The following is a 14,432-nucleotide window of genomic DNA, read 5'->3' as shown; positions in this document are numbered from 1 at the left end:
GAAAGATGCGGGGCGGCAATTCGTGCCGCGCCTACGTCATTCCATGTTCATGCCTTACGCGGGGGAATAGGCCTTTCCAATCCCTGCCATCCGTGAAATAGGAAACCGCCAAATGAACCCATCCAGACCCGAGGTGTTAAATGGAGATTCGTGAGGCCCTGACCTTTGATGACGTACTGCTGGTTCCCGCGGCGTCTTCTGTGTTGCCATCTACCGCAGATACAAGAACCCGCGTCACGCAGAGCATCGCGCTCAATATCCCGCTGCTCAGCTCGGCCATGGATACGGTGACCGAAAGCCGTATGGCGATTGCGCTGGCGCAGGCCGGGGGCATGGGGGTGGTGCACCGCAACCTCACGATCGAAGAGCAGGCCCGCGAAGTGCGCCGGGTCAAACGCTTTGAATCCGGCATCGTCTACAACCCGATCACCCTGCGCCCCGACCAGACGTTGGCGGATGCCAAGGCGCTGCAAGAACGCTACCGCGTGACGGGTTTCCCGGTGGTGGATGAAAATGGCCGCGTGCTGGGCATCGTGACCAACCGTGACATGCGCTTCGCCTCTGACGACCGCACGCCGGTGTCGGTGATGATGACCTCCGAGCGGCTGGCGATCTTGCAAGAGCCTGCCGACCGGGACGAGGCGATCAGCCTGATGAAATCCCGCCGGATCGAGAAACTGTTGGTCACCGATGCCAGCGGCGTGCTCACCGGGCTTTTGACCCTGCGCGACACCGAACAGGCCGTGCTGAACCCGACCGCCTGCAAAGACGATCTGGGCCGGCTGCGCGTGGCTGCGGCGACCACCGTGGGCGACGCGGGTTTCGAGCGTTCTGAGGCGCTGGTCGATGCGGGCGTCGATATGATCGTGATCGACACGGCACATGGCCATTCCGAAGGCGTGGCCCATGCGGTGACCCGTGCCAAAAAGCACTTCGGCGATGTGCAGGTCGTCGCGGGCAACGTCGCCACCGGTGCCGCCACCCGCGCATTGATCGACGCGGGCGCGGATGCTGTGAAAGTAGGCATCGGCCCCGGCTCCATCTGCACCACGCGGATGGTCGCGGGCGTGGGCGTGCCGCAATTAACCGCCATTATGGATTGCGTGGCCGCCGCCGGTGACGTGCCGATCATCGCCGACGGTGGCATCAAGTTCTCCGGCGATTTCGCCAAGGCGATTGCCGCTGGTGCCTCTTGCGCCATGGTCGGAAGCATGATCGCAGGCACCGACGAAAGCCCCGGTGAAGTCGTTCTTTATCAAGGCCGTAGCTTCAAAAGCTACCGTGGCATGGGCAGCATGGGCGCCATGGCGCGCGGCTCGGCGGACCGGTATTTCCAAAAAGATGCCGCCTCTGACAAACTGGTGCCCGAGGGTATCGAAGGTCAGGTGCCCTACAAAGGCAGCGCGGGCAATGTGCTCCACCAGCTTGTGGGCGGTTTGCGCGCGGCGATGGGCTATACCGGATGCGCCACGGTTGGTGAGATGCGCCGCAACTGTAGCTTTGTGAAGATCACCGGCGCGGGGCTGAAGGAAAGCCACGTGCATGACGTGCAGATCACCCGCGAAAGCCCGAACTACCGTATCGGTTAACCCATAAAAGCAACGGCTTAAAAGCCGTTCTTTACCTAAGGAAGATGCCATGACCCCGGGCGCGCGCGTATCGGCTGCGATAGAAGTTTTGGATGCGATCGCCGGGGGGCTGGCCGCCGAACAGGCGCTGACCCGTTGGGCGCGGCAAAGCCGTTTTGCAGGCTCCAAAGACCGGGCCGCCGTGCGGGATCATGTCTTTGACGTGCTGCGCCAGAAACGGACGGCGGCCCATTACGGCGGCGGGGATACGGGCCGTGCCCTGATGATCGGTGTGCTGCACGGGCAAGGGGCTGATCTTGAGGCGCTGTTCACGGGCGAGGGGCACGCGCCCACGCCGTTGAGCGACGCGGAACGTGCTTTCCCACAAGCGCCCGAAGACCGCGCCACAAGGTTGAACCTGCCCGATTGGCTGCTGCCCTTGTTCGACGCGGCGCTCGGGGAAAAGGCGGATGCCGCAGCCATGGCGCTTCAGGAACGCGGGCCGATCTGTCTGCGGGTCAACACGGCGCGGATCGCGGTGCCTGCCGCGCAGGAATTGCTGGCGGAGGAGGGCGTTCAAACCCGAGCCAACCCGCTTGCCGATGCCGCGCTAACCGTAATTGAGGGGCAACGCCGGATCCGAAATTCCTCCGCCTTTGCAGATGGCTACGTGGAATTGCAGGACGCGGCGAGCCAAGCAGTCGTGGCCGCCCTGCCGCTGGGGGGGCGGGTACTGGACTACTGCGCCGGGGGCGGTGGCAAGGCCTTGGCTCTGGCCATGGACGCCACGCGCGAGATCACGGCCCATGACATCGACCCGCGTCGGATGAGCGACCTTTCCCCCCGCGCCGCGCGCGCGGGTGTTGAGATTTCCCTGGCCGATACCGAAAAAGCCGAAGCTGGCGCGCCCTATGACCTCGTTCTCTGCGACGCGCCCTGTTCGGGGTCTGGCGCATGGCGCCGCGCGGCAGAGGGGAAGTGGACCCTGACCCCCGACCGGCTGGCTGAACTGACTGCCATTCAAGACCAAATTCTCGATACCGCAGTGGCACTTACGCAACCTAACGGCGTTTTGGCCTATGCCACATGCTCGCTTTTCCGAGAGGAAAATGAGGCGCGGGTTGAGGCATTTTTGGCCCGTCACCCGGGCTGGAAAATCGCCCGGATGGACCGTTATGACGTGACTGCCGAGGGCGACGGCTTTTTCTCAGCACAGTTGACGCGCGAGTAGTTTTCCCCATAATCAACCAATGCGTGCAAGTGCTCTAGGGTTAAAGCCTGCTTAACTTCTCTCGCACGTAATAGTCCTATGATTCGGTTGTTAGGGGAATTGCGTGCAGCAGGGCGTCGGGGATTCAGGGGTTGGCGGGCAGGCCGGGCTCACGCGGCTATGGCTGCTTGGGGCGATGGCCGTGGCCACCGGTGCGCTCGCGCAGCGCAGCGCCGAGGCGTCGTTGAAGCTTGGCCTTACCGCAGCGGCGGTCACGCTCGGCTTGATTTCAATTGGTTACATGGCCCTCCGCCTGCGGGCGCGGACGTTGAACCAAGCCAGCACCGACGGGGTCGCCGATTTCATCGCAAATGACGGCACGCCCAGCTTTATCGCGTTGATCGACCGACAAGTTATTTACCGCAATGAAGCGGCTCAGAAGCAGTTTGGCGACGGCAGCGGAGAGACCCTCGCGCAGGCCCTGCGAACGCATTTCTCCAACCCCGTGGGTCTTCTCTACCGACTGCAGTCCCGTGCCACGGCAAGCGGCAACGCACGGGAAGAAGTGATCACCCGCGTCGGCCCGGTGCGCATATCCGTACACCATGTGTCGGCTGACCGCTTGCTTTGGCGGATCGAACCGGCACCAGCCCGCGCGGGACCCCGTGCCACCCAAGATAGCATGGCCTTGCCGATGGTCATGGTCGGTCGGGGCGGGACGATCCTTTTCATGAACGAGGCGGCTCGAATGTTCGTCGGGGACCGGGTGAAGTCCATGGACCGACTGTTCAACGCCCTGCCATTGACCTCGGGAACCGTGACGGAAATATCCACCGCGCAAGGCAACCGTCAGGTATTGGTGGCCGAAGTCGACGCCGGTGCCAACCGCCGTGCACTTTACCTTTTGCCCCCGCCCGATGGGGGTGTCTCAGCCAGTGAATTGGGATGGGAAACTTTTCAAGACCTCCCCGTGCCGATGATCAAGCTGGGGCCAGATGGGACCGTATTGGCGTTCAACCGAATGGCGGCCAAACTGCTCGGCGTCTCCCTGCGACGCGGCGCGCATCTTTCACAGCTAATGGAGGGGCTGGGTCGTTCTATCTCAGACTGGTTGAATGACAGTCTCGCAGGGCGATTGGTGCAGAAATCCGAATTTCTCAGGCTGACCCGCACGGATCAGGAGATTTTCGTACAGGTCTCGCTGAACCGGATATCCGAAGGCGGAGAGGCCGCCCTGATCGCGGTGCTACAAGACGCGACCGAACTGAAATCGCTAGAGGCGCAATTCGTGCAGAGCCAAAAAATGCAAGCCATTGGTCAGCTAGCCGGCGGTGTGGCGCATGATTTCAACAACCTTCTGACCGCAATTTCCGGCCATTGCGACCTCCTCTTGCTGCGCCATGACCAAGGCGATCCGGATTTCAGCGATCTGGTCCAGATTAATCAGAACGCCAATCGGGCAGCGGCGCTGGTGGGGCAGCTCCTCGCCTTCTCCCGCAAACAAACCCTCCGGCCCGAAACGCTGGACATGCGCGATACCTTGGCCGACCTTACCCATTTGCTGAACCGTCTGGTGGGCGAGAAGGTAACGCTAACCTTAAGCCATGACCCGGTCCTTGCGCCGATCCGTGCGGATAAACGCCAGTTGGAGCAGGTGTTAATGAACCTCGTTGTCAATGCCCGCGATGCGATGCCCGCCGGGGGTGAAATTCGCATCCTGACGGAGGTGACAACACTCGACCAACCACTCGAGCGGGACCGGGTCAGCGTTCCCGCCGGGCGCTATGTCACAGTGCAGGTCCACGACGATGGCACCGGCATCCCGAAAGATAAGCTGCAAAAAGTGTTTGAGCCGTTTTTCACTACCAAACGCACAGGCGAGGGGACCGGCCTTGGCCTCTCCACCGCCTATGGGATCGTCAAACAGACGGGCGGGTTTATCTTTATCGACAGTGAGTTGGGGCGTGGAACTTGTTTTACTCTGTACTTTCCCGTGCTTGAGGGGCAGCCGCATACGGTTTCTCGAAAGACCGCCTCGCAGCCCGATCAGGGCCCACTGCAGCGTTCCGATGGGGTAATCCTGCTGGTCGAAGATGAAGCGCCGGTTCGGGCATTTGCCAGCCGTGCCCTACGCCTGCGCGGCTACACGGTGCTTGAAGCGGAATCCGCCGAAGCCGCACTGAAGATGCTCGAAGATCAAGAACTGGATATCGACGTCTTTGTAACGGATGTCGTCATGCCCGGCATGGACGGGCCAAGCTGGGTGCGCCAAGCTTTGAAACAACGACCGGACGTGCGGGTCGTTTTCGTTTCTGGCTATGCAGAGGACAATTTCGGGCAGGAACAGTCGAAAATTCCCAACTCGGTTTTTTTGCCCAAACCCTTCTCCCTGACCGATCTGACCAATACGGTACATAACCAGTTACACTAAGCTGGGGGCAGGGCTAAGGGATCGACTCGTAAAGCTCAAGTTCCGCCGCGAATTTCCGGCGAAAGCGTTTTTCGACGTTTGGGGAAAGCGCCAATTCCATCTTGGGCGATACATTTTCTTGCCCCAAGGACAGAGTCACGTCGAGCCGCTCTTCCAAAAAACTACGCAGCCGGGCCTGATCTTCATAGCGGAAGTGGTGGGTGATGCCGGTGCCGTTCGGTTGGGTCTCCATAAACTTCAACTGGCTTCCAACATCGGCAAAACCCGGCTTGTCGCCTTTCATATAGGCGAGCACAAATTCGTCAAAAGTAACCCCAAAGGTGTTGTTGGGCCTACCCTCCATGAAAGGGCGCCGCCGATAGCGGTACCAACTGCCAAGCCAAGAAATCGGCTCGCGCATGACGGCCATAAGTTCAAGCTCGGCATCGCAGACTTTAAGGAACATCGGTCGAACAAACCGATTATACCGATAGACGGGCGCGTGTTTCAGCATAGGGGGATCGGAGATCACCATGTCCGCGCGGGGCGCGAGCGCCTTTTCATAGGCGGTGGTTCCGGTTTTGGGCACTGACAGAAAGGCCAGCCGTTCTTTGAAAAAAACAATCACTCGCGTCTTATCCCAAGCTGCACATGGTCACATCTATGTCGGGTAAACCATTTCTTTACCATTCCCTAGAAAACTTAAAGGACAAACAAAATCATTGAAATGTTCTTCATTTACCCTCATATGGAACATTAGAAGAACATAAGCGACACAGCGTGCAGGCGATTGCCGCCGGTGCGCCACTGTGACACTAAGGGATGAACCTAATGGCAACGGCAGATCTTTTGACAATGGACAGCAAGAAAACCGCAGAAAAGCAAAAGGCGCTCGACAGCGCGCTGGCCCAGATCGAACGTCAGTTCGGCAAAGGGTCGATCATGAAGCTGGGCGCCGAAGGGGCGATCCAGGACATCAAAGCCAGCTCCACAGGCTCGCTGGGCCTTGATATCGCGCTTGGCATTGGCGGTCTGCCGATGGGGCGTATCATTGAAATTTATGGCCCGGAATCCTCGGGTAAGACAACTTTGACCCTGCACTGCGTCGCGGAGCAGCAGAAAGCTGGCGGCGTCTGCGCCTTTGTCGATGCGGAACACGCGCTTGATCCGCAGTATGCGAAAAAGCTTGGCGTGGACATTGACGAGTTGCTTATTTCGCAGCCCGACACGGGCGAACAAGCCTTGGAGATCACCGACACTCTTGTGCGATCTGGCGCGGTCAACATGGTTATCGTCGACTCAGTCGCGGCTCTGACGCCGAAGTCCGAGCTTGAAGGTGAGATGGGCGACAGCAGCGTAGGGGTTCAGGCCCGTTTGATGTCTCAAGCCATGCGTAAGCTGACGGGCTCAATCAGCCGGTCGAACTGTATGGTCATTTTCATTAACCAAATTCGGATGAAAATCGGCGTTATGTTCGGGTCACCCGAGACTACAACGGGCGGTAACGCGCTGAAATTCTACTCCTCTGTCCGGCTCGACATTCGCCGCATCGGCGCGCTGAAAGACCGTGATGAGGTTGTCGGCAACGCGACAAAGGTGAAGATCGTTAAAAACAAAGTCGCGCCGCCGTTCAAGCAGGTCGAGTTCGACATCATGTATGGCGAAGGCATCTCCAAGATGGGCGAGTTGCTTGATCTTGGCGTCAAAGCTGGCGTGGTCGATAAATCGGGCTCATGGTTCAGCTATGGGGATGAGCGGATCGGGCAGGGGCGCGAGAACGCGAAGAACTTCCTGAAGCAAAACACCGCTATGGCGTCGGAGATTGAGGATAAGATCCGCGCAGCCCATGGATTGGACTTCGAAGGGTCCGGCGGCGATGACGCGGATATTCTCGAAGCGTAAACACGCTTTGGGTATTAAGACACTGCAACGGGGGCGTGGCCTTGGGCTGCGCCCCTTTTTCATGGGCAGGAACGGTGGACAGCGCCGAGGCTGAGGGGTATTTGGGATCGATCAAATCTGCCCCGGAAGGCCTCGCCCATGAAGACGCTGAATGAAATTCGCTCAACTTTTCTGAATTATTTCGATGCGCAGGGGCATCAGATCGTGCCCTCCAGCCCGCTGGTGCCGCGCAACGACCCGACACTGATGTTCACCGCTGCCGGTATGGTGCAGTTTAAGAACCTTTTTACCGGGGTGGAAACACGCGAATACAGCCGCGCTACGTCGGCGCAGAAATGTGTGCGGGCGGGCGGCAAGCACAATGACCTCGACAACGTGGGCTATACCGCGCGGCACCACACGTTTTTCGAGATGCTGGGCAACTTCAGCTTTGGCGACTACTTTAAGGCCGAGGCGATCCCCTTTGCTTGGGACCTATTGACCAAAGAGTTCGGCATCGACCCGAACCGGCTTTTGGTCACGGTGTACCATACGGATGAAGAAGCGGTTAAAATTTGGAAGGCGCACACTGGCCTGCCGGATGAACGCATCATTCGCATCGCGACGGATGATAACTTCTGGTCCGCTGGTCCAACAGGCCCCTGCGGACCCTGCACCGAGATTTTCTACGATCACGGGGACCACATCTGGGGCGGTCCTCCGGGATCGCCCGAAGAAGACGGGGACCGTTTCGTTGAGATCTGGAACCTCGTTTTCATGCAATACGAGCAGTTCGAAGATGGGACGCGCCAGCCGCTGCCCAACCAGTCGATCGATACCGGCATGGGGATCGAGCGGGTGGCGGCGCTGTTGCAAGGCACGAATGACAACTATGCCACGGACTTGATGCGCAACCTGATTGAGGCCAGCGCACATGCGTCTTCGACCGATCCCGATGGGCCAGGAAAGACCCATCACCGGGTGATTGCCGACCATTTGCGGTCGACCTCTTTCCTGATTGCGGATGGGGTGATGCCTTCGAACGAGGGCCGGGGCTATGTGCTACGTCGGATTATGCGACGCGCGATGCGCCACGCGCATTTGCTCGGCGTTAAGGACCCTTTAATGCATCAACTGGTACCATCATTGGTGCAGCAGATGGGCGCGGCTTACCCTGAATTGGGTCAGGCACAATCGCTCATCCGTGAGACGTTGTTGCTGGAGGAAACCCGTTTCCGCCAGACGCTTGATCGCGGTTTGAAGCTGCTGGATGATGAATTGAGTGGACTGCCTGAGGGGGCCACACTGCCGGGGGAGGCGGCGTTTAAGCTTTATGATACCTACGGTTTCCCGCTTGATCTAACGCAGGATGCGCTGCGCGAAAAAGGGCGCGCGGTGGATACCGACGGGTTCGACACCGCAATGGCGGCGCAGAAAGCGAAAGCCCGTGCGGCTTGGGCTGGGTCGGGTGAGGCTGCGGATGCCACCGTCTGGTTCGACGTGGCCGACAAAAGCGGCGTGACCGAGTTTTTAGGCTATGACACCGAAAGCGCCGAGGGGCAGATCGTGGCCTTGGTGCAAGGCAGTGATCAGGTGGATGCTGCCGCTGTGGGCAGTGATGTGCAGGTCGCGCTGAACCAGACGCCGTTTTATGCGGAAAGCGGCGGGCAGGTCGGCGACACCGGGGTGATCCGCACGCAAACCGGTATCGTGAATGTGACCGACACACGCAAATCTGCAGGTGTCTTTGTGCATTTCGGCCATGTGGTCGAAGGCGAGGTCAAACCGGGTCAAACGGCTGTTCTTGAGGTCGATCGTTTGCGGCGCAGTGCCATCCGGGCCAACCATTCGGCCACGCACTTGCTGCATGAGGCGCTGCGCAACGCGCTTGGGGATCATGTGTCGCAGCGTGGTTCGCTTAACGCGCATGACCGTCTGCGGTTTGATTTCTCGCATGCCAAGGGGCTGTCGCAGGAGGAATTGACCCAAGTCGAGCGCGAGGTGAATGACTATATCCGCCAGAACACGCCGGTGGAGACGCGGATCATGACGCCGGATGACGCGCGGGCCATGGGGGCGCAGGCGCTTTTTGGTGAGAAATATGGTGATGAGGTGCGTGTCGTCTCGATGGGTCAATTGGAAGGTTCCGGCAAGGGAAGCGACAAATCGACCTATTCCCTTGAGCTTTGCGGCGGTACCCATGTGCGTCAGACTGGGGATATTGGCGCTTTTGTTCTGCTGGGGGACAGTGCCAGCAGCGCGGGGGTGCGCCGGATCGAGGCGCTGACCGGGACCGAAGCTCTGGCTTGGCTGCGGGAGCAAGAAGCGGCGCTGAGCCGGGTTGCGGCAGAGTTGAAAACAGCGACCAGCGACGTGCCCGAACGGGTGCGCGCCCTGCTTGACGAACGCCGGAGCCTGTCCAACGAAGTGGCGCAGCTGCGGCGCGAATTGGCGATGTCGGGCGGCGGTGCGGCCGCACCCGAAGCGCGTGAGGTGAATGGCGTCAAATTCATTGGCCAAGTCCTCAGCGGTATCACAGGCAAAGACCTGCCCGGTCTGGTGGATGAGCATAAGGCCAAGCTGGGCTCTGGCGCGGTTCTGCTGATCGCCGATACCGGGGGCAAGGCCGCGGTCGCGGGCGGCGTGACACAGGATTTGACAGATCGTGTTTCGGCAGTCGACATGGTCAAAGCGGCGGTGTCCGAATTGGGCGGTAAGGGCGGCGGTGGTCGGCCCGACATGGCTCAGGGCGGTGGTGCCTCGGCAGAGAATGCAGAAGCGGCGATTGCCGCGGCTGAAAACATCTTGAAAGGATAAGGCCCATGGGCGCACTCTGGATTGCACATGTCACCGTCACCGACGAAGAGGCATATAAGAAATACGCCGCCAGCGCCACTGAGGCCATTGCGGCCCATGGCGGCAAGTTCATCGCGCGGGGCGGGCGTTTCGTTCAGCTTGAGGGCAAGGAACGGCCGCGCAATGTCGTGGCGCGTTTCCCCGATGTTGAAACAGCGGAAAAATGTTACCATTCTGAAGCTTATCAGGCTGCGTTGAGCCATGCGCGCGGTGCGTCCGAACGCGAATTGATGATCGTCGAAACCGAGGAATGATTGGAAAGCGCCCCGCCTGAATAGCAGGTGGGGCGTCTTGCGTTGATGGGGGAACCTTCGCCCCGAACGGCGGTTGACCCATATGAACCTCAACCGACTATCCGCTTTCGCCCAATGGTGCCGCAGCCACGTGGAGGTGACCACTTTGGCCCTGATGGGCCTTTCGGTCATCGCCGTCTGGACCTTGGCCGAACTCACCGAAGAGGTCGTGGCAGGCAGCACCAGCAATCTTGACCGTGACATCCTATTGTTCCTGCGCACGCCGGGCGATCTGTCGGATCCCATCGGCCCGTGGTGGGTGGAAGAGATCGGGCGTGACCTGACAGCCTTGGGCGGTGTTGCAGTGTTGGTGCTGACGACCGTTGTGGTCTCGCTCTTTTTCTTGTTGCAGCGGCGGTGGTCTACCGCGCTCTACATCTTTGCGACTGTTGGCGGGGGGATCGTCTTGAGCAGTATCGCCAAGGAGTTCTTTGACCGGCCGCGCCCCGACCTTGTGCCGCATGGGTCATTGGTCCACACGGCGAGCTTTCCTTCGGGGCATTCGATGATGGCGGCTGTCGCTTACCTCACGCTAGGGGCGATGGTGGCGCGAGCGCAGACGCGCCGGGTACTCAAGGTCTATACGCTGGCGGTTGCCGTCTTGCTCACGCTGCTCGTTGGGATCAGCCGTGTCTATATGGGGGTGCATTGGCCAACGGATGTGGCGGCTGGCTGGCTTGGGGGGGGGGCTTGGGCCATCCTTTGCCTTTTGGCCGCGCTCAGTCTGGCGAAACGCGGGCATATCGACAGAGAGGAAAGCGATCGGTAAGGCCTGCGGCTTTTCCGGCGTCAGATGTGAAAACGGCAGCGCATCCTGGGATGCGCTGCCTTTTTTATTTTGTAAAAGTCGTGGCTTAGCTGGCTTTCGCCATGCGCTTGCGCTCATGCGGGTCGAGGTAACGCTTGCGCAGGCGGACCGCGTTCGGTGTCACTTCAACAAGCTCATCGTCGTCGATATAGGCGATGGCTTCTTCAAGGCTCAGCGTCATCGGCGTGGTCAAACGTACCGCTTCGTCGGTGCCTGAGGCGCGCACGTTGGTTAGCTTTTTGCCCTTCAGCGGGTTCACTTCAAGATCGTTTTCGCGGCTGTGCTCACCGATGATCATGCCGGTGTAAACGTCAGCCTGTGCGCCGATCATCATCTTGCCACGCTCTTCGAGGTTCCACAGGGCGAAAGCGACCGAGGAGCCGTTTTCCATGGAGATCAGAACGCCCGCGCGACGGCCCGGAATCGTGCCTTTGTGCGGTGCCCAAGAGTGGAAGACGCGGTTGATGACGCCCGTGCCGCGCGTGTCGGTCAGGAATTCGCCGTGGTAGCCGATCAGCCCGCGCGAGGGGACATGGGCGATGATGCGGGTCTTGCCCGCACCGGCTGGTTTCATCTCGACCAGTTCACCCTTGCGGGTGCCGGTGATCTTTTCGATGACCGCGCCGGAGTATTCGTCATCCACGTCGATGGTGGCTTCTTCGATGGGCTCATGGCGGACGCCGTCGATCTCTTGGAAGAGAACCTGCGGGCGAGAGATCGAAAGCTCAAAACCTTCGCGGCGCATGTTTTCGATCAGAACGCCCATCTGCAATTCGCCACGACCGGCCACTTCAAAGGCGTCGCCGCCCGGTGTGTCCGAAATTTTGATCGCGACGTTGGATTCGGCTTCCTTCATCAGGCGCTCACGGATCACGCGCGACTGCACTTTTTTGCCGTCACGGCCCGCCAGTGGGCTGTCGTTGATGCCAAAGGTCACTGTGATGGTCGGCGGGTCGATCGGCTGGGCGGGGATCGCCTCGTTCACGGAGGCATCGGCCAGCGTGTCGGCCACGGTCGCCTTGGTCATGCCCGCGATAGAGACGATGTCACCGGCTTCGGCCACGTCGATGGCGGTCTGCTCCAGCCCGCGGAAGGCGAGGATTTTGGTGCAGCGGAAGTTCTCGATCAGGGTGCCATCACGCGACATGGCTTTGAGTGTCTGGCCAGCTTTCAACGTGCCGGTTTCCACACGGCCGGTCAGCAATCGGCCCAGGAAGGGGTCACCGCCAAGCGTGGTGGCCAGCATGGTGAAGGGTTTGTCGGCGTTCTCGATCTGCTTGGGGGCAGGGACATGCTCAAGGATCAGATCAAACAGCGCGTTCAGGTCTTTGCGCGGCCCGTCGAGTTCGGCATCCGCCCAGCCGGAACGGCCCGAGGCATACATATGCGGGAATTCAAGCTGCTCGTCGGTGGCATCCAAGCTGGCGAAAAGGTCAAAGCATTCGTCAAGCGCGCGGTCAGGCTCGGCATCGGGCTTGTCAACTTTGTTCAGCACAACGATCGGGCGCAGGCCCAGTTTCAGCGCTTTGGAGGTCACGAATTTGGTCTGTGGCATCGGGCCTTCGGCGGCGTCGACCAGCAGGACCACACCGTCAACCATCGACAGAATACGCTCGACTTCGCCGCCAAAGTCGGCGTGGCCGGGGGTGTCGACGATGTTGATGCGGGTGTTGTTCCACACGACCGAGGTCGGCTTGGCGAAAATGGTGATGCCGCGCTCGCGCTCCAGATCGTTGCTGTCCATGGCGCGTTCGGTGGTCGCCTGGTTTTCGCGGTAGGTGCCGGATTGTTTCAGAAGCTCGTCTACCAGCGTCGTTTTGCCGTGGTCGACGTGAGCGATGATTGCGATGTTGCGCAGGTCCATTAAGTCAGCCTTTGGATAGGGGAGGGACGCGCCAACCTGAAGCTGCGCGTATAATTGCGCCGCCCATACCGCGCCCCGACTGCAATTGCTAGCCCTAATGGCGCGCTGTGCCTGTTACTGCGCGAACCTGTGCCGCCGCTGCGGCCTTAATGGGTGGCGCTGTTCGAGAAGAGATGGATGACCAGAATGCCGCTGATGATCAGCAAAAGGCCAAGGACTGCGGGCAGGTCCAGCCGTTGGCCGAAAAGCACGAAGCCGATCAGCGCGATCAGCACGATCCCGAGGCCCGCCCAAAAGGCATAGACGATTCCGACCGGCATGACCTTTAGCGCCAGCGACATGCAGTAGAAAGAGATCATGTAGAAAACCACCACCGCCACCGAGGGCCAGAGCCGGGTGAATTGATGCGAGGCCTGCACCGCGGTCGTGCCAAGGGTTTCCGCCACCACGGCGATGATGAGCCACAGATAATGCATGGGGGCGCGCCTTCTTCAAAGGGGGAGTTCGGTGGTTTCTTTGATCTCCTCCATCACGAAACTGGCCGAAACATCCGACAGCGGCACCCGGCGGATCAGGTCCTGATAAAGGCGATCATACCCCGCCATATCCCGAACCCGCGCCCGGATCAAATAGTCCAGATCACCGGTCATCCGGTAGACGCCAAGAATTTCGGGCATGGCCTGTGTGGCCTTTGAGAACTTGTCCAACCAATCGGGCGCATGGGCGTTGGTGCGCACCTGAATGAAGACGCTGAGGCCGAGGTCAAGTTTCGCGGCGTCCAAGAGCGTGACGCGGTTTTTGATCACGCCTGCCTTCTCGAGCGTGCGGATGCGGCGCCAGCAGGCGTTGCGCGAAAGGTGGACAGCGGCACCAAGCGCTTCGAGCGATTGGCTGGCGTCGCGTTGCAGTTCGACCAATATGCGGCGGTCAATGTCATCAAGTGTCGTCATTTTGGGAGTTTGGTGGGAAATCCTCTCAGCGGCAAGCGGTTGCGGGGTGGGATTTGAGAAAACGTCACAAAAGGGTTGGGTTAGGGTGCTGCAAAGGTAAAGACAGGAGTTTCCCATGATCGCACGTATCTTTCTCGACCATCCCGCAAAGGTGGAGGAGACGTTTTTCGAGCATATGGCCTTCGCGCTTAAGTTCTCGGGCCTGCTGTTCGCGGCGGCGGGTGCGGCGCTGGTGCATGCGCTGATCCCCTGCCTGTTCGAGAAGACAGCGAGCGGGATTATCGCCAAGCTTTATGCCCGGACGCACAACCGGGGGCAGTAGGGGCTGAGGGCCAACGCCTGCCCGTGGGTCGGCGATCAGATGGTGCCTCGTGCCACTTTATTGCTCAGCGGTGATGTGCTTCCGCGTGGTCGCACCCAGCCTTGCCAAATCGCCTACCCGGTCGCACCATATGTGCGCCCATATATAGCGGCACGCCTCCGGCGTGACGGGCGGGCAGGCGATGGCGCGGCGCATGCGGCTTGGTTCCGGGCCGGGTGGCAAGCGCGATCGCAAAAATAGAAAAGGGCCGCATCGCTGCGGCCCGTCGCA

At 60.1% G+C, this 14,432-nt stretch carries 12 protein-coding genes; 8 read left to right on the top strand and 4 right to left on the bottom strand.

Annotated features, from left to right (window positions below; all coding sequences use genetic code 11):
• Nucleotides 1-140 precede the first annotated feature (140 nt).
• The 3 genes from guaB (at nt 141) to B5M07_RS09650 (ending at nt 5,209) form a co-directional block, all read left to right on the top strand.
• Nucleotides 141-1,589 carry an IMP dehydrogenase gene (gene guaB, locus B5M07_RS09660; RefSeq protein WP_067627770.1) on the top strand — a complete coding sequence of 483 codons (1,449 nt, stop codon included), beginning with the start codon at nt 141-143 and terminating at the stop codon, nt 1,587-1,589.
• A 49-nt stretch (nt 1,590-1,638) separates the two neighbouring features.
• Nucleotides 1,639-2,799, top strand: coding sequence for an RsmB/NOP family class I SAM-dependent RNA methyltransferase (locus B5M07_RS09655; RefSeq protein WP_120351146.1), 1,161 nt, complete (start codon nt 1,639-1,641; stop codon nt 2,797-2,799).
• 175 nt (nt 2,800-2,974) lie between these two features.
• Nucleotides 2,975-5,209, top strand: coding sequence for an ATP-binding protein (locus B5M07_RS09650; protein ID WP_441351410.1), 2,235 nt, complete (start codon nt 2,975-2,977; stop codon nt 5,207-5,209).
• A 13-nt stretch (nt 5,210-5,222) separates the two neighbouring features.
• On the opposite strand, the gene B5M07_RS09645 is transcribed toward B5M07_RS09650, so the two are convergent.
• Nucleotides 5,223-5,816, bottom strand: coding sequence for a gamma-glutamyl kinase (locus B5M07_RS09645; protein WP_120351144.1), 594 nt, complete (start codon nt 5,814-5,816; stop codon nt 5,223-5,225).
• Between the two features lie 203 nt (nt 5,817-6,019).
• On the opposite strand from B5M07_RS09645, the gene recA reads away from it, so the two are divergent.
• The 4 genes from recA to B5M07_RS09625 all read left to right on the top strand — a co-directional run bounded on the left by recA (nt 6,020) and on the right by B5M07_RS09625 (nt 10,987).
• Complete coding sequence (recA, locus tag B5M07_RS09640; protein ID WP_120351143.1) at nt 6,020-7,090, top strand: recombinase RecA; 1,071 nt, start codon at nt 6,020-6,022, stop codon at nt 7,088-7,090.
• A 138-nt stretch (nt 7,091-7,228) separates the two neighbouring features.
• Nucleotides 7,229-9,886 (top strand): alanine--tRNA ligase, encoded by a 2,658-nt coding sequence (alaS, locus tag B5M07_RS09635; protein WP_120351142.1) that lies wholly within the window; start codon nt 7,229-7,231, stop codon nt 9,884-9,886.
• A 5-nt stretch (nt 9,887-9,891) separates the two neighbouring features.
• Nucleotides 9,892-10,179, top strand: coding sequence for a DUF1330 domain-containing protein (locus tag B5M07_RS09630; RefSeq protein WP_120351141.1), 288 nt, complete (start codon nt 9,892-9,894; stop codon nt 10,177-10,179).
• Between the two features lie 82 nt (nt 10,180-10,261).
• Complete coding sequence (locus B5M07_RS09625; protein WP_120351140.1) at nt 10,262-10,987, top strand: phosphatase PAP2 family protein; 726 nt, start codon at nt 10,262-10,264, stop codon at nt 10,985-10,987.
• A gap of 85 nt (nt 10,988-11,072) precedes the next feature.
• Here B5M07_RS09625 and typA read toward each other — a convergent pair whose 3' ends face one another.
• From typA to B5M07_RS09610, 3 genes are all read right to left on the bottom strand, one after another.
• On the bottom strand, nt 11,073-12,890 hold the full coding sequence (typA, locus tag B5M07_RS09620) for a translational GTPase TypA (RefSeq protein ID WP_067931183.1): 1,818 nt from the start codon (nt 12,888-12,890) through the stop codon (nt 11,073-11,075).
• Nucleotides 12,891-13,036: 146 nt separating this feature from the next.
• Entirely contained in the window at nt 13,037-13,366 is a 330-nt protein-coding gene (locus B5M07_RS09615; protein ID WP_067626829.1) for a DMT family transporter, read from the bottom strand.
• A 15-nt stretch (nt 13,367-13,381) separates the two neighbouring features.
• The gene (locus B5M07_RS09610) at nt 13,382-13,840 is read right to left on the bottom strand and encodes an Lrp/AsnC family transcriptional regulator (RefSeq protein ID WP_120351139.1); all 459 of its coding nucleotides are present in this window, start codon (nt 13,838-13,840) and stop codon (nt 13,382-13,384) included.
• A gap of 115 nt (nt 13,841-13,955) precedes the next feature.
• Here B5M07_RS09610 and B5M07_RS09605 point away from each other — a divergent pair, with 115 nt between their 5' ends.
• Complete coding sequence (locus tag B5M07_RS09605; RefSeq protein WP_120351138.1) at nt 13,956-14,162, top strand: DUF6356 family protein; 207 nt, start codon at nt 13,956-13,958, stop codon at nt 14,160-14,162.
• Nucleotides 14,163-14,432: the final 270 nt, after the last annotated feature.

It is taken from the genome of Sulfitobacter sp. D7 (genome assembly GCF_003611275.1).
Taxonomy (GTDB): domain Bacteria; phylum Pseudomonadota; class Alphaproteobacteria; order Rhodobacterales; family Rhodobacteraceae; genus Sulfitobacter; species Sulfitobacter profundi.
Note: the sequence above shows the minus strand (reverse complement) of the source record. Positions and strands in the feature narration are given on the sequence as shown.

Excerpts from the sequence above, each read along its gene's own strand:
- typA (WP_067931183.1), bottom strand. The coding sequence starts at position 12,890 with ATGGACCTGCGCAACATCGCAATCATCGCTCACGTCGACCACGGCAAA.
- B5M07_RS09650 (WP_441351410.1), top strand. The coding sequence starts at position 2,975 with ATGGCCGTGGCCACCGGTGCGCTCGCGCAGCGCAGCGCCGAGGCGTCG.
- guaB (WP_067627770.1), top strand. The coding sequence starts at position 141 with ATGGAGATTCGTGAGGCCCTGACCTTTGATGACGTACTGCTGGTTCCC.
- B5M07_RS09615 (WP_067626829.1), bottom strand. The coding sequence starts at position 13,366 with ATGCATTATCTGTGGCTCATCATCGCCGTGGTGGCGGAAACCCTTGGC.
- B5M07_RS09630 (WP_120351141.1), top strand. The coding sequence starts at position 9,892 with ATGGGCGCACTCTGGATTGCACATGTCACCGTCACCGACGAAGAGGCA.
- B5M07_RS09605 (WP_120351138.1), top strand. The coding sequence starts at position 13,956 with ATGATCGCACGTATCTTTCTCGACCATCCCGCAAAGGTGGAGGAGACG.
- B5M07_RS09655 (WP_120351146.1), top strand. The coding sequence starts at position 1,639 with ATGACCCCGGGCGCGCGCGTATCGGCTGCGATAGAAGTTTTGGATGCG.
- B5M07_RS09610 (WP_120351139.1), bottom strand. The coding sequence starts at position 13,840 with ATGACGACACTTGATGACATTGACCGCCGCATATTGGTCGAACTGCAA.
- recA (WP_120351143.1), top strand. The coding sequence starts at position 6,020 with ATGGCAACGGCAGATCTTTTGACAATGGACAGCAAGAAAACCGCAGAA.
- alaS (WP_120351142.1), top strand. The coding sequence starts at position 7,229 with ATGAAGACGCTGAATGAAATTCGCTCAACTTTTCTGAATTATTTCGAT.
- B5M07_RS09625 (WP_120351140.1), top strand. The coding sequence starts at position 10,262 with ATGAACCTCAACCGACTATCCGCTTTCGCCCAATGGTGCCGCAGCCAC.